15 protein-coding genes are annotated in these 21,944 nt (G+C 71.6%); 3 read left to right on the forward strand and 12 right to left on the reverse strand.

Translation table 11 applies throughout. From position 1 onward, the window contains the following. Positions 1-314: 314 nt before the first annotated feature. Complete coding sequence (locus AB0I66_RS32555; protein ID WP_363211579.1) at positions 315-1,322, reverse strand: stage II sporulation protein M; 1,008 nt, start codon at positions 1,320-1,322, stop codon at positions 315-317. A gap of 89 nt (positions 1,323-1,411) precedes the next feature. Here AB0I66_RS32555 and AB0I66_RS32560 point away from each other — a divergent pair, with 89 nt between their 5' ends. Further along, complete coding sequence (locus AB0I66_RS32560; protein WP_363211580.1) at positions 1,412-2,359, forward strand: RDD family protein; 948 nt, start codon at positions 1,412-1,414, stop codon at positions 2,357-2,359. Positions 2,360-2,371: 12 nt separating this feature from the next. Here the strand turns inward: AB0I66_RS32560 and AB0I66_RS32565 are convergent, their stop codons facing one another. Beyond that, a complete protein-coding gene (locus tag AB0I66_RS32565; protein WP_363211581.1) occupies positions 2,372-2,986 on the reverse strand; it encodes a hypothetical protein in 615 nt (204 codons plus the stop codon). 1,011 nt (positions 2,987-3,997) lie between these two features. After that, positions 3,998-5,455, reverse strand: coding sequence for an adenosylhomocysteinase (gene ahcY, locus AB0I66_RS32570; RefSeq protein ID WP_363211582.1), 1,458 nt, complete (start codon positions 5,453-5,455; stop codon positions 3,998-4,000). A 495-nt stretch (positions 5,456-5,950) separates the two neighbouring features. Between ahcY and AB0I66_RS32575 the strand changes: the two genes are divergently transcribed. After that, positions 5,951-8,026: a fructose-specific PTS transporter subunit EIIC gene (locus AB0I66_RS32575; RefSeq protein ID WP_363211583.1), complete on the forward strand. Its 2,076-nt coding sequence runs from the start codon at positions 5,951-5,953 to the stop codon at positions 8,024-8,026. 78 nt (positions 8,027-8,104) lie between these two features. On the opposite strand, the gene AB0I66_RS32580 is transcribed toward AB0I66_RS32575, so the two are convergent. The 7 genes from AB0I66_RS32580 to AB0I66_RS32610 all read right to left on the reverse strand — a co-directional run bounded on the left by AB0I66_RS32580 (position 8,105) and on the right by AB0I66_RS32610 (position 15,752). Beyond that, positions 8,105-9,064 (reverse strand): cation diffusion facilitator family transporter, encoded by a 960-nt coding sequence (locus tag AB0I66_RS32580; protein WP_363211584.1) that lies wholly within the window; start codon positions 9,062-9,064, stop codon positions 8,105-8,107. A gap of 101 nt (positions 9,065-9,165) precedes the next feature. Continuing rightward, complete coding sequence (gene manA / locus AB0I66_RS32585; protein WP_363211585.1) at positions 9,166-10,320, reverse strand: mannose-6-phosphate isomerase, class I; 1,155 nt, start codon at positions 10,318-10,320, stop codon at positions 9,166-9,168. Between the two features lie 90 nt (positions 10,321-10,410). Beyond that, positions 10,411-11,613, reverse strand: coding sequence for an SIS domain-containing protein (locus AB0I66_RS32590; RefSeq protein WP_363211586.1), 1,203 nt, complete (start codon positions 11,611-11,613; stop codon positions 10,411-10,413). 118 nt (positions 11,614-11,731) lie between these two features. Next, positions 11,732-11,908 carry a Trm112 family protein gene (locus AB0I66_RS32595; RefSeq protein WP_363211587.1) on the reverse strand — a complete coding sequence of 59 codons (177 nt, stop codon included), beginning with the start codon at positions 11,906-11,908 and terminating at the stop codon, positions 11,732-11,734. Positions 11,909-12,072: 164 nt separating this feature from the next. After that, the gene (locus AB0I66_RS32600) at positions 12,073-13,437 is read right to left on the reverse strand and encodes a phosphomannomutase/phosphoglucomutase (RefSeq protein ID WP_363211588.1); all 1,365 of its coding nucleotides are present in this window, start codon (positions 13,435-13,437) and stop codon (positions 12,073-12,075) included. A 146-nt stretch (positions 13,438-13,583) separates the two neighbouring features. Continuing rightward, on the reverse strand, positions 13,584-15,200 hold the full coding sequence (locus tag AB0I66_RS32605) for an L-lactate permease (protein ID WP_363211589.1): 1,617 nt from the start codon (positions 15,198-15,200) through the stop codon (positions 13,584-13,586). A gap of 174 nt (positions 15,201-15,374) precedes the next feature. After that, complete coding sequence (locus AB0I66_RS32610) at positions 15,375-15,752, reverse strand: DUF3499 domain-containing protein (RefSeq protein ID WP_363211956.1); 378 nt, start codon at positions 15,750-15,752, stop codon at positions 15,375-15,377. A 384-nt stretch (positions 15,753-16,136) separates the two neighbouring features. On the opposite strand from AB0I66_RS32610, the gene AB0I66_RS32615 reads away from it, so the two are divergent. Next, positions 16,137-16,601 (forward strand): metallopeptidase family protein, encoded by a 465-nt coding sequence (locus tag AB0I66_RS32615; protein ID WP_363211957.1) that lies wholly within the window; start codon positions 16,137-16,139, stop codon positions 16,599-16,601. A 35-nt stretch (positions 16,602-16,636) separates the two neighbouring features. On the opposite strand, the gene AB0I66_RS32620 is transcribed toward AB0I66_RS32615, so the two are convergent. Next, complete coding sequence (locus tag AB0I66_RS32620) at positions 16,637-18,139, reverse strand: DUF5719 family protein (RefSeq protein ID WP_363211590.1); 1,503 nt, start codon at positions 18,137-18,139, stop codon at positions 16,637-16,639. Beyond that, positions 18,136-21,816, reverse strand: coding sequence for a glycosyltransferase family 2 protein (locus AB0I66_RS32625; protein ID WP_363211591.1), 3,681 nt, complete (start codon positions 21,814-21,816; stop codon positions 18,136-18,138). The genes AB0I66_RS32620 and AB0I66_RS32625 overlap by 4 nt, the downstream gene beginning before the upstream one ends. Positions 21,817-21,944: the final 128 nt, after the last annotated feature.

Here is a 21,944-nt window from a genome sequence, read left to right on the forward strand (position 1 = left end):
CTATCAGACTCTTTCGTGTCCGATTTCCTCGGTGCCTTTCCGGTTCCCGCTCCGGCCTTTCGGCTTTCGCGTTTCCCTTTCCGGCGAGTCCGACTTTATCAGAAGTTTTCGGCCGGTCTTACCGGCTGGAGTTTCCGATTTATCGGGTGCGGCTTCTTGGCTTATGAGAATCAAGAAGCAGGCAGATATTAACTGCCGCCGCTGGACTTGTCCAGCTCTAGGCAACTGTTCGAATCTACCTCCCCAGTCCTTCCGTGTCAACGGTTTTTCTGGGGCGTCGAGGACACTAGCAGCTCAGCAGGGGCGTACGCACATCAGGCTGCGACGGGGACCGTGGCGCTGCGTTCGGCGGGGTCCACGTCGCCCGTGGCACCGGCGCGTGCCGCCCTGCCGCCCACTACGTAGACGTAGACCAGGAAGGCCAGTTCAGCGGCGATGCCGATGCTGATGCGAGCCCAAGTCGGCAGGCCCGAGGGCGTGACGAAGCCTTCGATGGCGCCGGAGACGAACAGGACCAGGGCCAGGCCCACCGCCATGCCGAGGGCGGCTCTTCCCTCTTCGGCGAGGGCTGTTCGGCGTGAGCGCGGGCCCGGGTCGATGACGGTCCACCCGAGGCGCAGGCCCGTACCGGCGGCAACGAAGACCGCCGTCAGCTCCAGGAGGCCGTGCGGGAGGACCAGGCCGAGGAAGGTGTCGAGGCGGCCGGCGTCGGACATCAGGCCGATGCCCACTCCCAGGTTCAGCATGTTCTGGAAGAGGATCCAGATGACGGGGAAGCAGAGGAATGCGCCCAGGACCAGGCACATGGCGGCTGCTTGGGCGTTGTTCGTCCAGACCTGCGCCGCGAATGATGCTGCGGGGTGGCTCGAGTAGTACGTCTCGTACTCGCCGCCGGGCCGGGTGAGCTCGCGCAGTTCCGCGGGGGCCGCGATGGACGCCTGGACCTCGGGGTGCGTGGCGATCCACCAGCCGATGACGGCCGCGAGGAGCGTCGAGAGCAGCGCGGTGGGGACCCACCAGTGGCGGGAGCGGTAGACCGCTGCCGGGAAACCGTGGCTCAGGAAGTGTGTGGCATCGCGCCAGGAAGCTCGGCGGGTGCCTGTCACCGCACTACGCGCGCGTGCCACGAGGTGGGTGAGGCGGCCGGTGAGCTGCGGGTCCGGGGCGCTGGACTGGATGAGGGAGAGATGGGTGGCGGTGCGTTGGTAGAGCGCGACGAGTTCGTCGGCCTCTGCTCCGTTGAGGCGGCGCCGGCGGCGCAGCAGGGCGTCGAGTCGGTCCCACTCTGCTCGGTGGGCGGAGACGAAGACGTCGAGGTCCATCAGGTGGCTGCTCCTCGTACTGCGGCGCGATGCTGCCTCAGCTTGGCAGACTGGCGGTTCCGACGGCAGGGCAGGGAAGGGCGGCTGGCGTGAGTGAGCTGGTGACGGGCGAGGCGGTGGCGCTTGAGCTGCGCCCGGCGAAGCTGCCGAGTCGGGGGCTCGCCGTACTGATCGACCTGGTGGTGGCCTGGGCGGTCTACCTGGCGGTGACCCTGACGATCGTGGCCTCCACGTCGTCGTTGGACGACGCTGCGGCCGCCGCTGTCGCCGTGGCGAGCTTCGTGCTGATTCTGGTCGGCGGGCCGATCGCGGTGGAGACGCTCAGCCATGGGCGGTCGCTGGGGAAGATGGCGTGCGGGCTGCGGGTGGTGCGGGACGACGGGGGGCCGATTCGGTTCCGGCACGCGCTGGTGCGGGGTGCGGTGGGGGTCGTCGAGATTCTGCTGACGTTCGGGGTCGTCGCCTGCATCGCTTCGCTGGTGTCGGCGCGGGGGCGGCGGCTCGGGGATGTGTTCGCGGGGACGCTCGTCGTGCGGGAACGGGTGCCGACCGGGCAGGCGGCGTTCATTCCTCCGCCGCCGCCTTGGCTTGCGGGGCGGTTCGCCGAGCTTGATTTGTCCGGGGTGCCCGAGGGTCTTTGGCTGGCCATCAGGCAGTACCTGACGCGGATGGGGCAGTTGGATCCGCAGGTGGGCTGGACGATGGCTGAGCGGCTTGCCGGGGATCTCGCGGGACGTACGGGGGCGCCGGCTCCGCAGGGTGTGCCGCCGGCGGCGTATCTGGCGGCGGTCGTGCAGGAGCGGCAGGCGCGGGATGCTCGGCGGGCGTTCGGTGGCGGGGGTGGGGTGCCTGCTGGCGGGGCGGCGTACGTGGCGCCGTCTCCCCCCGCGTACCCGTCTCTCCCTGCCTACCCGTCCTCCCCTGCCCATCCGGCGCCCCCAGCCGCCGGGCCGGAGATGCGTGACGTACCGCCGGCCGTTCGGCAAGAGGGTGCGGAGGCCGCGCCTCCTGGCACCGGGTTCGTGCCGCCCGCGTAGGGCCGGCCGGGGTCAGGTGAACGTCGAGGGCGGGGATTCGAGGTTCTCGAGCTCCGTGCCGGGGGCGGAGAGGACGACGTCGCCGGCGATGTGGATGGGGTGCTGTTCGCCGGTGTCCAAGGCTGTGACCTGGTATTCGTCCACGATCAGGGGGCCGTTGTCAGTGGCGTGTGCTTCGCTTTTCAGCAGGGCCCAGGACTGGTCGAGGGTGCGGGGGGCGAGGACCGGGTCGGTGAAGGCGACGAGGCGGACGCGGGTCGCGGGGGAACCGGGGGTGAGGCGCAGCAGGCGTGTGGTGGCGACGAGGAAAGCGGGGGATGTGCCGGTGAAGGCGTGGGCGGGGGCGTTGTCTTCGGTGGCGTGGGTTCCGGTGGGGTCGGTGCGTACCCACGTGACGCCGTCGATCGCCGCGGCACGGATCTGCCAGTCACCCGCGTGCAGTTCGAGGCGGATGGGCCGGCCAAGTTCGTCCAGGGCGAGGTCGACGGAGCCGGTGGGCTCGCCTGAGGGCGCGGTCCGCTGGGAGACGTAGCGCCAACCGGAGGGGCCGGGGGCGCAGTGGAAGTGCTCTTCACCGAGGGGGGTGTGGTCGTGCGGGTCGTGAAGCGAATAGTGGCCGCGGGGCATGGGGCTCGGTCCTTGTAGGGGGCGGGTTCTCGTCCCGGAGCCGGGGCAACTGTGGGTCAGTGCTGGGCCGGGTGGGCTGCTGCTGTCGGTGGACTGCGGGCCGTGAGGGTCTCTCGGCCCGCCCCGAACCCCACGGTAGTCAGTCGAAATGCTTGGCCTGCGGGTGCCGGGCGCCTGGGTGGCCTCGCCGACTGTTCGAGGGGCGGCGCGAGGAGGCTGACGGTGGACGTAGTGCGCGTGCGCATCCGGGGGGCTGGCAGAGCAAAGGGCACGGGGGTGTGTAAGGCCGAACCCGGGGGGGTGACGCGAAGGGCGCGGGCCGCGGACGTCCGTCGCGGGCGGTACCCCGTTCCACGCTGACCTGCTGATCCGGACCGACGCCGTCCTGATGCACGCCTGTTTGCAGACCTGCCTTCCGCAGCTGCAAGAACACGGATTGGCCGTCCCGTAGCAGGGGGCGACGGTGGACGTAGTGCGCGTGCGCGTCCGGGGCTGGCAGCGCAAAGGGCACGGGGGTGTGCAAGGCCGAACCCGAGGGGTGACGCGAAGGGCAGAAGGCCGCGGACGTCCGTCGCGGGCGGTACCCCGTTCCACGCTGACCTGCTGATCCGGACCGACGCCGTCCTGATGCACGCCTGTTTGTAGACCTGCCTTCCGCAGTTTCAAGAACGCGGATTGGCCGTCCCGTAGTAGGGGGCGACGGTGGACGTAGTGCGCGTGCGGGTCTAGGGAGCCGTACACGGGTCGGCGGGAGGACAGAGGCTGGGCCTACGGCGGCTGGTCTCCGCGGCCTGCGCGGTGCCGGTTTAGGGAGCCGTACTGGACTGGTGGAGGACAAGGCTGAGCCGCGGCCGGTCTCCGCGACCTCCGCGGTGCCGGTTCGGGCGACTGTGCCTGGCCCAGTCGGAGGGCCGGAGGGCATGGCTTTCGAAGCTGCTGTGGCTGGGACGGGGGCAGGCCCCCGCCGGGAAGGCGAGGGCCTGCTGTTGAGCGGGGCCGGGGGCCCGGGGCTCAGTAGCGGTAGTGGTCGGGCTTGTACGGGCCCTCTACCTCTACGCCGATGTACGCGGCCTGCTCGGGGCGCAGCGTGGTGAGCTTGACGCCGAGCGAGTCCAGGTGGAGGCGGGCGACCTTCTCGTCCAGGTGCTTGGGCAGCACGTAGACGTCGGTGGGGTACTCCTCCTGCTTGGTGAACAGCTCGATCTGGGCCAGGGTCTGGTCCGCGAAGGAGTTGGACATCACGAAGGACGGGTGGCCCGTGGCGTTGCCCAGGTTCAGCAGGCGGCCCTCGGACAGGACGATGAGGACCTTGCCGTCGGGGAACGTCCACGTGTGGACCTGCGGCTTGACCTCGTCCTTGACGATGCCGGGGATCTTCGCGAGGCCGGCCATGTCGATCTCGTTGTCGAAGTGGCCGATGTTCCCGACGATCGCCTGGTGCTTCATCTTGGCCATGTCCGAGGCCATGATGATGTCCTTGTTGCCGGTCGTGGTGACGAAGATGTCGACCTTGTCGACGACCTCGTCCAGCGTCGTGACCTGGAAGCCGTCCATCGCCGCCTGCAGGGCGCAGATCGGGTCGACCTCGGTGATGATCACGCGCGCGCCCTGGCCGCGCAGCGACTCCGCGCAGCCCTTGCCGACATCGCCGTAACCGCAGACGAGAGCGGTCTTGCCGCCGATAAGGACGTCCGTGGCGCGGTTGATGCCGTCGATCAGGGAGTGGCGGCAGCCGTACTTGTTGTCGAACTTCGACTTCGTCACGGCGTCGTTCACGTTGATCGCCGGGAAGAGCAGGGAGCCGTCACGGTGCATCTCGTACAGACGGTGGACGCCCGTCGTGGTCTCCTCGGTCACGCCGCGGATCTCCGAGGCGAGCTGGGTCCACTTCTGCGAGCCCTCGGTGATGGTGCGGTTGAGGAGCTGCAGGATGACGCGGTGCTCGTCCGACTCGGCGGTGTCCTCGGAGGGGACCTTGCCGGCCTTCTCGTACTCGACGCCCTTGTGGACCAGGAGCGTGGCGTCGCCGCCGTCGTCCAGGATCATGTTCGGGCCGCCGGTGGGGGTGTTCGGCCAGGTCAGCGCCTGCTCCGTGCACCACCAGTACTCCTCCAGGGTCTCGCCCTTCCAGGCGAAGACCGGGATGCCCTGGGGGTCGTCCGGGGTGCCGTTCGGGCCGACGGCGATGGCCGCGGCCGCGTGGTCCTGGGTCGAGAAGATGTTGCAGGAGACCCAGCGGACCTCGGCGCCGAGGGCGACCAGGGTCTCGATGAGGACGGCGGTCTGCACGGTCATGTGCAGCGAACCCATGATGCGGGCGCCGGCCAGCGGCTGGGTGGCGGCGAATTCCTTGCGGATCGACATCAGGCCGGGCATCTCGTGCTCGGCGAGGGTGATCTCCTTGCGGCCGAACTCGGCCAGGGAGAGATCGGCGACCTTGAAGTCCTGGCCGTTGGTGAGAGTCGTCATGTGCGAGCTGCTCCTCGTGGGGTTGATCGAGGGTGGGTGGGCATGGCTGGCTGACCTGCGACGACGGCACAGAGGTGCATCGGCGCGCAGCAGCGCAGTCCGTCGGAGGCCCTCTCTCCCTCGGACGGCACCCGTAGAGGCACCGCCCGACCGCCATCAGCAGCGACGTCTGGCTCGGTCACAAAGCTACACCGATTGGCCCAGCGAGCCCCAGCCCGCCTCCAGGGTGTCAGGGCCCGCCTTGAGGGTGGCTGGACCTCGCCTCCAGTGCGGCCGAAGGCTTGCCTCTCCCGTGTCCGGGCTGGCGGGGCGGCCGACGGGCGGCGCGCGGGGCGGCTGACGGGCGGACCCGGGAAGGGCCTCATACCCACCTATTCGGGACCTTTGCGCTTTTGAACCTGCGCCCGCGTGTTGCAGGATGCCTTGAGATCGGGAACATTTGCGCGATCTTGTTGGACGAAGGCTTGAAGACGCTGAAGGCGTTAGGAGATCCACGTGACCCATCCGGCCGATCCCCCCATAGGCGGGAGCAGTGGCGAGCGCAAGAAGCTCAGGCTGCTCGCCGTGACCGCCTGTCCGACCGGTATCGCCCACACGTACATGGCGGCGGAGAAGCTCTCGAAGGCGGCGGAGAGCCTCGGCATCGACATGAAGGTGGAGACGCAGGGCTCCATCGGTGCCGAGAACGTCCTGACTGACAACGATGTCAGGGATGCTGACGGCATCATCATCGCCGCCGACAAGGACGTCGACCGCGGCCGCTTCGTGGGCAAGCGCGTGTTGTCCGTCGGCGTGTCCGAGGGCATCAGCCGCCCTGAACAGTTGATCGAGCAGGTGCAGAGCGCGCCCGTGCACGGTGGTGGCGACGGCGGCGGGACCGCCGAAGCGGCCTCCACAGGTGGCGGCGGGGGCGGAGGCGGCAAGGAGCGGAGCCTCGCGTACAAGGCGCTGATGAACGGCGTCTCGTACATGATTCCGTTCGTCGTGGTCGGCGGGCTGCTGATCGCGATCTCGCTGTCGCTCGGCGGGCACACGGACCCCAAGGGCGGACTCGTCATCCCCGACGACTCGTTCTGGATGCACGTCAACCAGATCGGTGTCATCGGCTTCACGCTGATGGTGCCGATCCTCTCCGGCTATATCGCCTACGCGATCGGCGACCGGCCCGCGCTCGTGCCCGGCATGATCGGCGGCTGGATCGCCAACACCGGCGAGCTGTACGACTCCAAGGCGGGCGCGGGGTTCATCGGGGCCATCGTGACCGGTTTCCTCGCCGGTTATCTGGTGCTGTGGATCAAGAAGGTCAAGGTCCCCAAGTTCGCCCAGCCGATCATGCCGATCATCGTGATCCCCATCATCTCGACGACGGCACTCGGTCTCTTCTTCATCTACGTCATCGGGAAGCCGATCTCGTGGGTCTTCGAGCATCTGACCAGCTGGCTCAGCGGTATGACGGGGACCAGCGCGATCCTGCTCGGCGCGATCCTCGGACTGATGATCGCTTTCGACATGGGCGGGCCGGTCAACAAGACGGCGTTCCTGTTCGGCGCGGGGCTCATCGCGACCGGCAACCAGACCGTCATGGGCATGTGCGCCGCCGCGATCCCGGTCATGCCGCTCGGCCAGGGGCTCGCGACGCTGATCCGCAAGCGGCTCTACAACGAGCAGGAACGTGAGACCGGTCTGGCCGCGCTGTTCATGGGCTTCTTCGGCATCTCGGAGGGAGCGATCCCCTTCGCGGCCGCGCGGCCCGCGCAGGTCATCCCGGCGAACATGCTCGGCGGTGCCGTCGCCGGTGCGATCGCCGGTCAGGCGGGCGTCGAGGACGCGGTGCCGCACGGCGGGCCGATCGTGGCGGTTCTTGGTGCCGTCGGCGGCGTACCGATGTTCTTCATCGCTGTCGCCATCGGTGCCGTCGTCACCGCCCTCACGACGGTCACGCTCGTCGACATCAGCGAGCGCAAGCGCCGTGGGGCGCCGGTCGTCGACGTACCGGGCGGTCCTGAGCCGGTGCTCGCCGGTGTGGGCGCGGGAGCCGTCGCCGCAGGCGGGACGAGCACCCCGCAGAAGGTGCCTGCGCCCGCCCCCACAGCGACAGCCGCCCCCGAGGAGCCCGAAGTCCTCTCCGGCTATCTCACCGAGCAGACCGTGAAGGTCCGTCTCGACTCCGCCGACAAGGACTCCGCGATCCGCGAGATGGCGAACCTCCTCGCCGCCACCGGCAAGGTGAACGACGTCGAGGAGCTCGTGCGGACCGCGCTGCGCCGCGAGGCGCAGGGCACGACCGGGCTCGGCGAGGAGATTGCCATCCCGCACGCCAAGACCGACGCGGTGACCTCGCCGGTCGTCGGGTTCGCGCGGTCGGCCGAGGGCATCGAGTGGGGTGCTCTCGACGGCACGAAGGCCAAGCTGATCTTCATGATCTCCGTGCCGGAGGCCGCCGCGGGCGACGAGCACCTGCGGATTCTCGCGCTCCTCTCGCGCAAGCTGATGGACACCGGCTTCCGGGAGCGGCTCGAGGCCGCCCCCGACGAGGCGGCGGTCCTCGAGGTGCTGCGCGAGGTGCGGTGACCCCTGGGTGAGTCACGCAGTCGGGGCCCCGCACCTGCACGGTGCGGGGCCCCGACTGCGTACGGGAGTGGCGGGAGGTCAGTGGGCGCCCGGCGACTTCGCCGGGTTGGTGCCCTCTGCGGCCGCCGTCTCGCTGTAGATGTCCGGCTCCAGGTAGATCACGCGGGCGATCGGGACCGCGGCGCGGATGCGTTCCTCGGCGGCGTTGATCGCGGAGGCCACCTCGGTGGCCGTCTCGTCGTGGCGTACGGCGATCTTGGCGGCGACGAGCAGCTCCTCGGGGCCGAGGTGCAGGGTGCGCATGTGGATGACGCGGGTCACCGTGTCGCCGTCGACCAGGGCCTTCTCGATCTTCTGGACCTCTTCGGTGCCCGCGGCCTCACCCAGGAGCAGGGACTTGGTCTCCGCGGCGAGGATGATCGCGATCAGGATGAGCAGGACGCCGATGCAGAGCGTGCCGATGCCGTCCCAGATGCCGTCGCCCGTCGCGAGCGCGAGGCCGACGCCGCCCAGGGCCAGGATCAGGCCGACCAGCGCGCCGAGGTCCTCCAGGAGCACGACCGGCAGCTCGGGGGCCTTCGCGCGGCGCACGAACTGCGTCCACGTGAGGTTGCCGCGCGTGAGGTTGGACTCCTTGATCGCCGTACGGAACGAGAAGGCCTCGGCGATGATCGCGAACACCAGGACGCCGACCGGCCAGTACCAGTGCTCGATCTCGTGCGGGTGCTTGATCTTCTCGTAGCCCTCGTAGATCGCGAACATGCCGCCGACCGAGAAGAGCACGATGGAGACCAGGAAGGCGTAGATGTAGCGCTCGCGCCCGTACCCGAAGGGGTGTTGGGGGGTCGCCTCGCGCTGCGCCTTCTTGCCGCCGAGGAGCAGCAGCCCTTGGTTGCCCGAGTCCGCGAGCGAGTGCACGCTCTCGGCGAGCATCGACGACGAACCACTGAAGATGAACGCGACGAACTTCGCCACCGCGATCGCGAGGTTCGCGGCGAGTGCCGCGACAATCGCCTTTGTTCCGCCTGACGCGCTCATGTGTGCCCGTTGTCCCTTCGCCTGCGTACGTACTTGTCCGTTGCCGCTTTGCCCGGCCTTTGCGGTGGGTCATTGTTGCAGCACGAGGCGCTGGTGGTGAGTCAGGCCACCACAGTGGCACGGAAGACCGTGCCGACTCCGGACACTTCGGTCTTTTCGTCCGCGGGGACGAACACGGACTGGCCGGGCGTGAGTTCGCCGGCGTCGCCCACGCTCACGGAGCCCGCGACGCAGAGCAGGATCTGCGGGGTGGCCGCGGTGAGGTCGTGCGGCGCCGCGCCCTCGGGCAGGACGAAGCGGGAGAGGCGGAACTCGTCGATCGGGGTCTCGTAGACCTCTTCGCCGTCGGGCGATGCCTCGGGGCGCAGGATGCCCGGGACGGTCGGCTCGAAGCGGACGATGCGCAGGAGTTCGGGGACGTCGACGTGCTTGGGGGTCAGGCCGCAGCGCAGCACGTTGTCCGAGTTGGCCATGATCTCGACGCCGAGGCCGTCGAGGTAGGCGTGCGGGACTCCGGCGCCGAGGAACAGGGCCTCACCGGGCTGCAGTCGGACGTGGTTGAGGAGCATCGCCGCGATGACGCCGGGGTCGCCGGGGTAGTGCCGGGCGATGCCCGCGTACGGGGCGTAGGCGCCGCCGAGCCGCTGGGCCGCGTCGGTGACCTCGGTGACGGTCGCCGCCATCTCGTCGGGGTCCGCAGTAAGTACTGCCGTCAGTACCTCGCGCAGCGCGCCGTCCTCGGGCTTGGCGTGCAGCAGGTCGACGTACGGCTTCAGGGAGTCGACGCCAAGGCCGGCGAGCAGGTCGGCGGCCTCGACGGGGTCGCGGAAGCCGCAGAGGCCGTCGAACTCCGTGAGGGCGCAGATCAGTTCGGGCTTGTGGTTGGCGTCCTTGTAGTTGCGGTGCGGGGCGTCGATCGGGACGCCTCGCTCCTCCTCGGCCTCGTAGCCCTCCCTCGCCTGCTCCAGGTCGGGGTGGACCTGGAGGGAGAGCGGGGCGCCCGCGGCGAGGAGCTTGAGGAGGAAGGGCAGGCGCGGGCCGAACCTGGCGACGGCCGCCCGGCCGAGTTCCTGCCCCGGGTTCTCGTCGATCACCTTGTCGAGCGGACCGCGCCCGGTGCGCGAGGGGGCGCCGGGGTGGGCGCCCATCCACATCTCGGCCTGCGGTTCACCGGTCGGCTCGGCGCCGATGAGCTCCGCGATGGCGGTGGTGGAACCCCAGGCGTAGGGGCGGATGGTGTTGGTGAGGCGGTCCACGGAGGGGTGCTCCCTTACGTACGTACGCGGTGCGGGCGAGGCGGGGCCATGCGGTGTCGTGCTGCGTCCGAGGTCATGGCCGGGCTGTGGTCATGATCGGTCCCTCGGGGCGAGCGCCAGGTAAACGGCGGCGAAATCCGTGACGGCGATCAGCTCGGCGAGGGTCTCCAGGTCGTCGCCGTCCTCCGGTTCGAGCTCGCTGATCGCGATGTCGTGGCCGTGGGCGAGCTCGCGGGCGGCGGGCGCCGCGCTGAGGCCTCCGACGTCCACCGGGCGGTCGCGGAGCAGGACGACGCGGGCGCGCAGCTGCTGGGGTTCCTCGACGCGGTCGCGGAAGAAGTCGTCGCCGTCGTCCCCGCCGCTCGACGCGAGGTTGCCCGCGAGCAGGGCGCCGTGCGCGGGCAGGGACTCGGGCAGCTCGCCCGCGACCGCGGGGTGCCCGGCGAGCTCGGCGAGGCCTGCGGCGAAACGGCGGCCCACGGGGCCCGCGAGCCCGCCCTCGGTCCAGATCACCGGGAGGGTCTCGTCGAGCTCAGCGGCGAGCGTCTTGGCGGGGTTGCTGTACGTCGCGACGACCGGGCCGCAGCGTTCGGCGACGTGGTCGAGGCGGTCGGCGATCTTCTCCAGGGTCTCGGCCGGTGCGGTGATCAGGCCGGTGCGGTCCAGGAGGATGAGGAGCGGGGTGAGCAGGGCCCAGAGGGTGGCGGGGGCGGAGGCCGCGGCCTCGTCGTCCACGCGGCGTGCCTCGTACGCCTCGGAGGCCCGCTCCCCGTCGTGCGGGGTCTCGTACTCCCCGTAGGGGGAAGTGGCCATGGGGACCGTGAGGCCGTGCGAGCCCTCCACGCCTTCCGCGAGCGGGGAGCGGGCGGGGGCGACGGCCACGACCGTGCAGCCGCGGCGGTAGGCCTGGCCCGCGAGGAGTTCGAGGCCCGGTTCCGTGCCGTCCGGGGTGGCGATGAGCAGCAGGTCCAGAGGACCCGCCCAGCCGGGGAGCGCCCAGCGCAGGGCGCCCGCCGCGGGGGCCACGCCGGTGGGGGCGAGGCGGACCACGGGGCAGCCAGCGCCCGCGAGGGTGCCGAGCAGATCGGCCACGCAGGTGGCGGCCGTGCCGGGCCCCGCGATCAGGATGGCGCGGGGGCGGCCGTCCGGCTTGAGCTGGGTGAGCCCGGCCTCCGTCGCGTGCCGCACCGCCGTGCGGACGCGGGCGCCTGCCTCCGCGGCGCCGCGGAGGAGGCCTCGGCGGTCGGCCACGGCGAGGGCCTCGGGCGCGTCAAGGAGCGATTCGTCCAGCATGGGGTCGGGCCTCCGATTCGCCGGGCGACGGGGCGGGGGCGCCGCCGCTCGCACTTCTTGTCGTTACGCGGGGCCTGGCGGGCCTTGGGGGCGCTGCCCCGGGCGGCCTTGCGGGGCCTTACGCGGGGCGGCGGGCCTCGTCGACGAGGAGTACGGGGATGCCGTCGCGGACGGGGTAGGCAAGGCCGCAGTCCTTCGCGGGCGCCGTGCAGACCAGCTCTGTGTCCGCCTCCTTGAGGGGGGCGTGGCAGGCCGGGCAGGCGAGGATCTCCAGGAGGCCGGCTTCGAGCGGCATGGGGTGGGTCCCTTCGAGCGGTGGGGCGAGGAATGTCGCCTGGTCAGCCTACCGCTGGCCCCTGGGCCTGTGCTGGCCCCCGGGCCTGTGCTGGCCCCGGGCCTGTGCTTGCCCCGGGGCCTTGCTGCGCGTGTATTGCCGGGGCTCCGCCCCAGGCAGGTGCCTCAGCCTCGGATGATCCCCAGGGCCTCGTCGCGGGTTCGGGTCATCGTCGCCTCGTCGCGGGCCTCCACGTTCAGGCGCAGGAGCGGCTCCGTGTTGGAGGCACGGACGTTGAACCACCAGTCCGTGGACGTCACCGTGAGGCCGTCCAGTTCGTCGAGGGTGACGCCCTCCTGGCCGGTGTACCGCGTCTTGATGGCGGCGAGGCGGGCCGTCTGGTCGTCGACCGTGGAGTTGATCTCGCCGGAGCCCGCATAGCGGTCGTACTGCGCGACGAGCGCCGACAGGGGGCCGTCCTGGCCGCCGAGCGCCGCGAGGACGTGGAGCGCGGCGAGCATGCCCGTGTCCGCGTTCCAGAAGTCACGGAAGTAGTAGTGCGCCGAGTGCTCGCCGCCGAAGATGGCGCCCGTCTTGGCCATCTCCTCCTTGATGAAGGAGTGGCCCACGCGGGTGCGGACCGGCGTGCCGCCGTTCTCCTTGACGACCTCGGGGACCGACCAGGAGGTGATGAGGTTGTGGATGACCGTGCCCTTGCCGCCGTTGCGCGCGAGCTCGCGCGAGGCGACCAGGGCGGTGATCGCCGACGGGGAGACCGGGGCGCCGTCCTGGTCGACGACGAAGCAGCGGTCCGCGTCGCCGTCGAAGGCGATGCCGAGGTCGGCGCCCTCCTCGCGCACCCGCTCCTGGAGGTCCACGATGTTCTTCGGGTCGAGGGGGTTGGCCTCGTGGTTGGGGAACGTGCCGTCCAGCTCGAAGTACATCGGCACGAGCGTGAGGGGCAGGCCTTCGAAGACCGTCGGGACGGTGTGCCCGCCCATGCCGTTGCCCGCGTCGACGACGACCTTGAGGGGGCGGATGGACGTCAGGTCCACCAGGCCGCGCAGGTGCTCCGCGTAGTCCTTGAGGGTGTCGCGCTCGGTGAGCGTGCCGGGGGTGGCCGCGGGCTCCGGGGCGCCGGTCTCCGACCAGCCCTCGACGAGGGCGCGGATGTCGGCGAGGCCGGTGTCCTGGCCGACCGGGGCCGCGCCGGCACGGCACATCTTGATGCCGTTGTACTGCGCGGGGTTGTGCGAGGCCGTGAACATCGCGCCCGGCAGGTTCAGCGCACCCGACGCGTAGTAGAGCTGGTCCGTCGAGCAGAGGCCGATCTCCGTGACGTCGACGCCGAGCGCGGCGGCACCGCGCGCGAAGGCGCGGGAGAGGCCGGGCGACGAGGGCCGCATGTCGTGTCCGGTCACGATCGCGTCCGCGCCCGTGACCTTCGCGAAGGCGGCGCCGAACAGCTCGGCGAGCGACTCGTCCCACTGGTCCGGGACCACCCCGCGCACGTCGTACGCCTTGACGATCTGGGACAGATCAGCAGTCACGGCCAACCCTCTCTGCAGGTTCTGCGAGTTCAGCGGTTTCGGAAAGCACTCGGTCGAGTGCTCGCCGGTCACCCCAAACTACCCGCAACAACTGACAGCAGGCTGTGAGCGGCGTCAAGCTCCGTCAGCCGGAGGTCAGGCGCGCGTCACGGCAGCATCCAGCCGAGCACCACCGTGCTCTGTCCCACGACGATCAGGCACATCACCAGGAGCAGACCGAGGCTCCAGGGCAGCACCTTGCGGAGCAGATCGCCCTCCTTGCCCGCGAGTCCGACCGCCGCGCACGCGATCGTCAGATTCTGCGGGGAGATCATCTTGCCGAGCACACCGCCGGAACTGTTGGCGGCCGCGAGCAGTTCGGGCGAGAGCCCGGACTGCTGAGCCGCCGTCACCTGGAGGGCGCCGAAGAGCGCGTTGGCCGAGGTGTCCGAGCCGGAGACCGCGACGCCGAACCAGCCGAGCACCGGCGACAGGAAGGCCAGCCCCGCGCCCGCCGCCGCCACGAAGTGGCCGATGGTGGCGGCCTGCCCGGACAGGTTCATCACGTACGCGAGGGCCAGCACGGACGTCACGGTGAGGATCGCGAACCGCAGTTCGTGCACGGTCGCGAGCCACTCCCGCACCGCCACGCGCGCGTGCACCCCGATGACGGCGGCCGTGCCCACACCGGCGAGCAGCACGAGCGTCCCGCCCGTCGCCACGAGCGGCAGCGAGAAGAGGTTGCCGCTCACCGGGCCCCCGTCGGGGCCGGCGACGTTCAGGAAAGGCCAGTCGAAGGTCTGCGTCGCCTTGGCGAGGAAGTCCTTGACCGGCGGGATCTGGGCGACCGAGAAGATGGCCACGATCAGGGCGTACGGGGCGTAGGCGCGCAGGATCTCGGGGCGCGGGTCGTCCTGGTCCAGGTCCTCGCTGCGGGCGCCGGTGAGGACGGCGACCCGTACGGGCTCCGTGGCGGGCTTGCGCGCGCCGGGGACCGCCATCAGGGCGCCCGCGCCGGCCAGCGCCGCCCCGATGTCGGCCAGTTGGGCCGAGACGTAGTTGGACGCGGCGAACTGCGCGGCGGCGAAGGCGAATCCGCACACCAGGGCGGGCACCCAGGTCTCGCGCAGCCCGCGCCGCCCGTCCACCAGGAAGACCAGGAGCAGCGGCACGACGAGGGCGAGCAGCGGCGTCTGGCGGCCGACGACCGTGGCGACGGTGTCCAGCGGAAGCCCGGTGACCTGCGCGAGTGTCACCACGGGGGTGCCCATGGCGCCGAACGCGACGGGCGCGGTGTTGGCCACGAGGGCGACCACGGCGGCCTTCACGGGGTCGAAGCCGAGCGCCACCAGCATCACCGCGGAGATCGCGACGGGTGCCCCGAAGCCGGCGAGCGCCTCCAGGAGCGCCCCGAAGCAGAAGGCCACGACGAGTGCCTGGATGCGCGGATCGTCCGACAGCCGTCCGAAGGAGCGGCGCAGGATGTCGAAGTGCCGGGTGCGGACCGTCATCCGGTACACCCACAGGGCGTTGACGACGATCCACAGGATGGGGAAAAGCCCGAAGAGGACACCCTGTGCGGCGCCGGAGGCGGTCTGGCCGAGCGGCATCCCGTACGCGATCCAGGCGACGAGGGCGGCGACGCCGAGGCCGATGAGGCCCGCGTGGTGGGCCTTCATGCGGACGGCGCCGAGCAGGACGAGGACGGTCAGGAGGGGCAGGGTCGCGACGAGGGCGGACAGGCCGAGCGAATCGGCCACGGGCTCCAGCTGCTGCACGTACACGGGCGGCTCCCCGGTTCCATTTCCGTATTCCGCGATGTGGAACGTGATCTCTCACGGCTGGGGGAATGGTCGAGTCGCCGACATGGGCACGTCAATGGGTCGTACAAGAAAACTTGTTCAGCGATGAACGACAGGGGTCTCCGGAGAGGGCCGTTCAGCAAGGAGAGGGGCGGTTCAGGAATCCGGTGAGCGCAGCACCCGCAGATGGCCGCGGCGCGCGACCTCCATCGGGTCCGCCCTGCGCGCGCCGCCACCGGCCTCCGCGGCGCGCTCCTGCGGGCGGGCCGCCTCGCGCACCGCGTTGGCGAGCGCTTCGAGGTCGTCACCGCTGGGCCGGGCCGGACCGGAGGAGTCGGCGAGCCGGACGACCTCCCAGCCACGGGGCGCGGTGAGGCGCTCGGAGTGCTCGGCACAGAGGTCGTAGCAGTGGGGTTCGGCGTAGGTGGCGAGGGGGCCGAGGACCGCGGTCGAGTCGGCGTAGACGTACGTCAGCGTCGCGACGGCGGGACGGCCGCAAGCGGTGCGCGAACAGCGACGTACAGGGCTCACGATGTTGGACGGTACCGCACTCTTGAGCGGGCCGCGACGACTCTCCGCGAGGTCACCCCACCGTGTCGTGCCGTGATCCCCGCCACCGCACGCTCCCGCGGCGCGTCGCTGACCTGCGGTGACACAAGGGGCCCGAGTGGCCGGTGGTGTTGAATCCGGTCACTACTTGGCGCAAATACCGTCATTCATCGCGAGGTCGACGGTCCCGGAGAGATACGGAATCGGGCCCAACCCTGGCCGGAATGGTCATCGGACGACATGCGGCGCGCCGGACGGAAGCCGTACGGGGGCAGTACGGAAGCAGTGCGAAAGCAGCACGGAAGCAGTGTGGAAGCCCGGTGGAAGCTGTGCGGAAACGCCGATCTCGAGGACTACTCTTCGTCAGTGATGGACGACCCCGTACAGCCCCGCACCGCAGACCCGAGGCCCCGCCGCCGCGACCGCCACGGCAGGGGCATGCGCGGACCCGTGGCGCCGCCCCAGGTGCCGCTGTCCGCCAGCCGCGCCGAGGTCTTCACCGATCTGGTGCAGGACTCCGTGGAACGCCTCGAGCGGCGCTGGCCGCAGCTGAGCGAGATCGACTTCCTGGTCCTCGAGGTGCCCGCGCTGGGGCGGGGCGGGGGCGCGGGCGAGGACGACTGGAGCGATGACGTCGTGCCGTTGGGCGGCACGATCGAGGCGGCCGGTGACCGTCCCGCGCGGGTGGTCATCTACCGGCGGCCGGTGGAGATCCGCACCAAGGGGCGGGACGAGCGGGCCGCGCTCGTACACGAAGTGGTCGTCGAGCAGGTCGCCGAGCTCCTCGGGCTCTCGCCCGAGTCGGTCGACCCGCGGTACGGGGAAGACTCCTGACGGGCTCCCCCGCCCCGGTCGACGGGCCCCCGGGCCTACTTCTGCAGCACCTTCAGATCCTGTTTCGCATGCGGCACCGACACCATGCCCCTGTCGTCCGGCAGGGTCTGGACGGTGAACATGGGGACGCCGTCCTCCGGGTCCTCCAGCATGCGGGAGGCATGGACGTCTCCCCCCGACACCGGCTCCACCGTGAGCGCGTACGTGCCCTTGAGACCGCTCGGCACGGGCGCCTTGATCCCCAGGGTCGTCCCGCCCTTGACCGTGTACGTCTTGGTCGTCGGCGAGCCGCCCTCGCTGCCCTCCGACGCCGTGACCTTCACCTTGCCGGTCTCGCCCGGGGCCACGAGCGACAGCGTGGAGCCCTTGGCCCGGTTGTCGGCCACCGTCGCGCGCGTGCCGATGGCGCTCGTCGCGGGGATGAACGCCGTCTCCTGGTCGGCGCCCTTGCCCCGGGTGACGCGCAGGGCGGCCACCACGGGCGTCGCCTCCTCCGTCGGCGTCAGGATCAGCGAGCCCGCCTCGCCCTTGGTGACGTCGCCGAGGTCCACGGCTGTCGTCATGCCGGACTTGACGTGCAGGTTCGCGTGCCCGGCGGGGCTGATCGAACCGGTGGGCGAGGCAAGTTGGACCTTCAGGTCGGCGTCGTCGGCGCCGGGGGTGAAGGCGACCAGGCGTACCGAAGTGGCGTCCTTGGGGATGCCGGGCAGGACCAGGCGGCTCGCGGGGTCGGCGGACGCGGGCAGCCAGTCGCCGCCGAGCTTGTCGTCCGACGACTGCACGGCGGCCGCGACCCGGCCGCTGCGCGCGGTCACGTGCATCGTGAGGTTGGTGTGTTCCTTGGCCGCGAGCGTGGACAGCAGGACCGGGACGCTGGAGTGCGGCTGGACCTGGATCGCCTCGCCCACCTCGGTCTTGAGGGCGCCGTCCTTGCCGTACAGCTCGACGTCGACGACCGCCGCCGAGTCGTCCGGGTTGGTCAGGTGGACGTAGTCACTGCGGTCCTTGGCGGTGCTCGCGCCCGGGAACCAGAAGTCCGTGTCGGGCGCCGTGCAGTTGGTGCCCTGGATGCCGCGGCCGCTGCCCACCGCGTACTTGGTGGTCTGCTGGACGGTCCAGCCGGGGGCAAGACGGCCGTCCGCGGTGCCCAGGAGCGAGGGTGACTCGCCCCCGGTCTCCTCGCCGGTGACCGGCTTGCCGGGCGCCTTGGAGGTCAGGAAGGGCTTGTCTTCCTTCTTCGTCTCTTTTCCGGCCTCGTCCTCAGGGGTGACCTTCAACGCCCTGGTGGCGGGCATCAGTTCCGCCTTGCCCGTCTTGCCGGAGCCCTCGCCCTCGGGCGTGAACGCCGTGTACGTGGTCTCGGCGAGGTCGGAGGAGCTGGGCACCGGGCAGAGCAGGCTGGTGCGCTCCACGGGCAGCCGCGCGGCCGCCTTCGCGCCGTCGTCGCCGCTGCCGTCGGGCGCGTTGGCCACGGCGAACCCGGTGACCGCGGCGAGCGCGGCCGCGGCGGCGATCAGGGACTGGGTCGTGCGGTTCACTGCTGGCTCCCGTCGGGGCGCTCACTGTCGGTGCCGTGCGGCGGCTGCGGGGGCTGGGGCGGCATCGGGGGCTGCTGACCGTACGTGGCGTCGAACGCCTGGCCGTACTGCTCGGCGCCGCCCTGCGCACCCTGTGCGCCTCCGTAGGCGTACGGGTCGTACTGGCCGCCCTGGTAGGGGTCCTGGTACGCGGGCTGGTCGTACGCACCCGCGGGGTACTGGGCGTCCTCGTACTGCTGCTCGCCCTGGTACGTGCCGTAGCCGGCGCCCGCGTCGGCGGCCTGCCACTCGTCGTGCGACTGCGACTGCTGCTGGGGCACCGCGGCGTAGGCACCTTCCTCCTCCGGAGGAGGAGGCGGAGTACCGGCGTCGTCCTGCCCGGCGCCTCCCTGCGCGGCGTCCTGCTCGGCCTGCGCGGCCCGCAGCCTGCGGGCCCTGCGCCCCTCGCCCTCGACGGGCTCCGCCGGGACGACGGCCTCCTCGGGGAGGTCGTCGTCCACGTCGCGGCGGCGGCCGGGAAGGGCGAGGACCACCAGGACCACGGCGAGCGCGCCCTGGGCCCAGAGCCATCCCGTGTGCCCCACGGGCGTCGCGTGCGTGACGTCCAGGCGGCCGCCCGAAGCGGGCAGTTCGAAGCCCTGCGCCCAGCCGTCAAGGGTGGTCGGGGTCAGCGTGCGGCCGTCCAGGGTCGCCGTCCAGCCCTCGTCGACGGCGTCGGCGAGCCGCAGGGTGCGGCCCTCGTCTCCGGCCGGGATGTTCGTGTGCAGCTCCACGGGACCCGCGGCCACCGGCAGCGGATCGCCCGTCTCGGGGACGATCGCGGCGCGCGCGACCTGCCGGTCCACGCGCCACAGGGCGCTGCCGTCCTCCTGGGAGAGCCGGGTCAGGCCGGGGGTGGAGTCCAGGGTGCGGCTCATCTGGCGGGGCGCGCCCTCGCGTACGAGGACGTAGCGCACGGCGAAGCCGCCGAGCTGGTCGGCCTGGTCGGCACCGGAACCCGCGAGGAGCCGGGCGACGATCTTGTCCAGGTGCCCGTTCGAGCCGCCCGCGTCGGCGAGTTCGGCGTCGCCGAGGCGGGCGCCCGAGCCGCGGACGAGGGTGTACGACACCTGGGCGGCCGATTCGCTGTCCAGGACGAGCGTGCGGGCCTGATCCTGCGTGCCGCTCTCCTCGGCGACGAACGCGGGCACCTGGACCGGGTCGCGCCGCTCCAGGGGGCCGTCGGCGCCGCGGATCATCCACCCGGCGGCGACGAGCAGCGGCCCGGCGGCCGCCGCGAAGGCGATGAAGACGGCGACCGGCTGGCGCCAGCCGAAGCTCTGCTCGGCGACACGCGTGCGTGCGCCGTCGGCGCCGAGCGCGGCGGCGGCGAGGAGCGCGAGGCCGTACCCGAGGGTCGCGGGGCCCGCCCACGCCGAGCTGTTCGAGAGCGCGGCGAAGACCAGGGAGACCAGCGCGACGATCCAGGCTGTGCGGACGGCGAGCTGCCGCTCCGTGCGCAGGAGCGCGGCCAGGGCGGCGAGCACGATGCCGATGAGCAGCAGCCCGTCCACGGTGCCGGGGCCGCCGGGGCTGCTCCCGAGCAGGTCGAGCCCCGTCGCGGAGCCGACGCCGAAGGCGAGTCCCGCCTCACCGAAGAAGCCGAAGGGCAGCAGCGAGAGCGACCAGGGCGCGAGGACCAGGAGCGGGGTGCCGAGCGCGGCGAGGAACCGCAGGCCGTACGCGGTGATGTCGCCCCTGCGCACCACGAGGAGTGCGAGGCCGAGCACCAGGGCGACCGGCCACACGATCGGCGTGAAGGCGGTGGTGAGCGTCAGGAGCAGGGCGAACGCCCACGAGGCGCGCCAGCTTCCGCGCGTGCCCTCCGGGGAGGCTAGGCCGCTCGCCGCGACGCCCGCGCGCGCCATGAGCGGCAGCAGGATCGCGAGGACGGCGGTGCCGATGCGCCCGCCGGCGAGCGCGCCCGTGGCGGCCGGCAGGAAGGCGTACGCGACGGAGGCCCAGGCGCGCAGCAGACGCGACTCGACCAGCGGCCGTGAGGCGAAGTAGGCGGCGAAGCCGGCCAGCGGCACCGAGCCCACCAGGAGCACCGTGACCGCGAGCCCGGTGGACCCGAACAGCAGGCTGCTGAGCCCCGCGACGAGCGCGAGGTAGGGCGGCGCCGACTGGGTGCCGCCGGTGCCGACCGGGTGCCAGGCGTCGAGATAGCGCGCCCAGAGGGCCGAGGAGTCACCGGGGGCGGGCAGCAGCGCGCCGCCCGCGAGCGCACCGCTGCCGAGGAGTTCGCGGCAGGCGATGAGCGAGGCGAACAGGAGCACCACGAAGAGCATCGGGCCCGGCTTGCGGGCCAGGCGCTTGAGGCGGGCGAACTGCTCGACCTGGAGGAAGTCCGCGTCGTCGCCGCCGGGTCCGGTCTCGACGGCCCCGTGCCGCCCCGCGCCGGTGACGGCCTCGGGGTCGGAGCGGCCGACGATGTTGCCCGCCACCTGTTCGACGGTGGCGCGCACGGTGGCGCCCGGCGGCGGGAAGAGCGGCCGCATCTCGGACGGTTCGAGCACCGACTTGCCGCGCTCCTTGCGGGCGCTGACGATCCGTCCGGGCCGCAGCAGTGTCCCCAGGAGACCGGCGACCTCGTCGACCGCCTGGCCCGGGACCTTGCCGACCAGATACGCCACGGTGCGCAGCAGGGTGCCCAGGACGAGCCGCAGGAGCACCCAGGGCAGCACGGCCGTACGGGCGTTGACGAGCAGGGTGTAGGCGGCGCCCGCCTTGTCCACGCGGTGCGGCGACGTCGACGTACGCCCGACGCAGTCGACGGTGCGGCGCTCGCGCGAGGAGGCCTCGGCGTGCCGGACGACGGCTTCGGGGGCGATGAGGACGCGGTGGCCCGCGTTCTGCGCGCGCCAGCACAGGTCGAGGTCGTCCCGCATGAGCGGCAGGCGCCGGTCGAACCCGCCGAGTTCGTCGAAGACGTCCCGCCGGATCAGCATGCCCGCGGTGGACACCGAGAGCACGGGCCGTACGTGGTCGTGCTGGCCCTGGTCCTGCTCGCGCCGGTCGATGCCGGTCCAGCGGCGGCCGCTGTTGGCGACGGAGACGCCGACCTCGAGGAGCTGGCGGCGGTCGTACCAGCCACGCAGCTTGGGGCCGACGATCGCGACGTCCTTGCCGACCTCGCGTTCGTTCTCCACGACGCGGAGCAGTTCGGCGAGGGCGCCGGGCTCGGGCGCGCAGTCGTCGTGCAGCAGCCACAGCCACTGTTCGGGCTCGCCGTGGGGCAGTTCGGGGAGGTCGTAGGCGTCGTCGCGCCAGGTCCGGCTGACCGGGTCCCAGCCGCTGGGGCGCTTCAGGTAGGGCAGCTCTTCCGGGGTCAGCACGCCGGCGGTGCGGTTCGCCTCGTCGACGGCGGTGCCGAAGCCGGAGCGCCGGGCCAGGTGCAGGACGCGGTCGGGGCCGAGTGCCTCGGTGACCAGGCGGGCGGAGTCGTCCGCGCTGCCGGTGTCCGCGGCCACGGCGTTCTGCACCGGGCGCTCCTGGCCGAGCAGCCCGGCGAGGGCGTCGGGCAGCCAGCGGGCGCCGTCGTGGGAGACGATCACGGCGGTGACTACATGCCGCGGGAACTCAGGAGCGGCAGCGGCGTCTTGGTGACTGGCTGCCGAATGGCTGTGCACGGACATCGAGGTACGGGCCCCGGTTCGATGGACTGCGGTGGACGCCTGCGCTTCATGGGGGCGCCGGGGCGTCTCGGACGGGGCCCCACACTAACGGCTGGCATCACAACAGCCCGCCGCCTGTGGATAACCCA

Origin of the sequence: Streptomyces sp. NPDC050439 (assembly GCF_040655335.1) — a bacterium.
Lineage (GTDB): Bacteria > Actinomycetota > Actinomycetes > Streptomycetales > Streptomycetaceae > Streptomyces.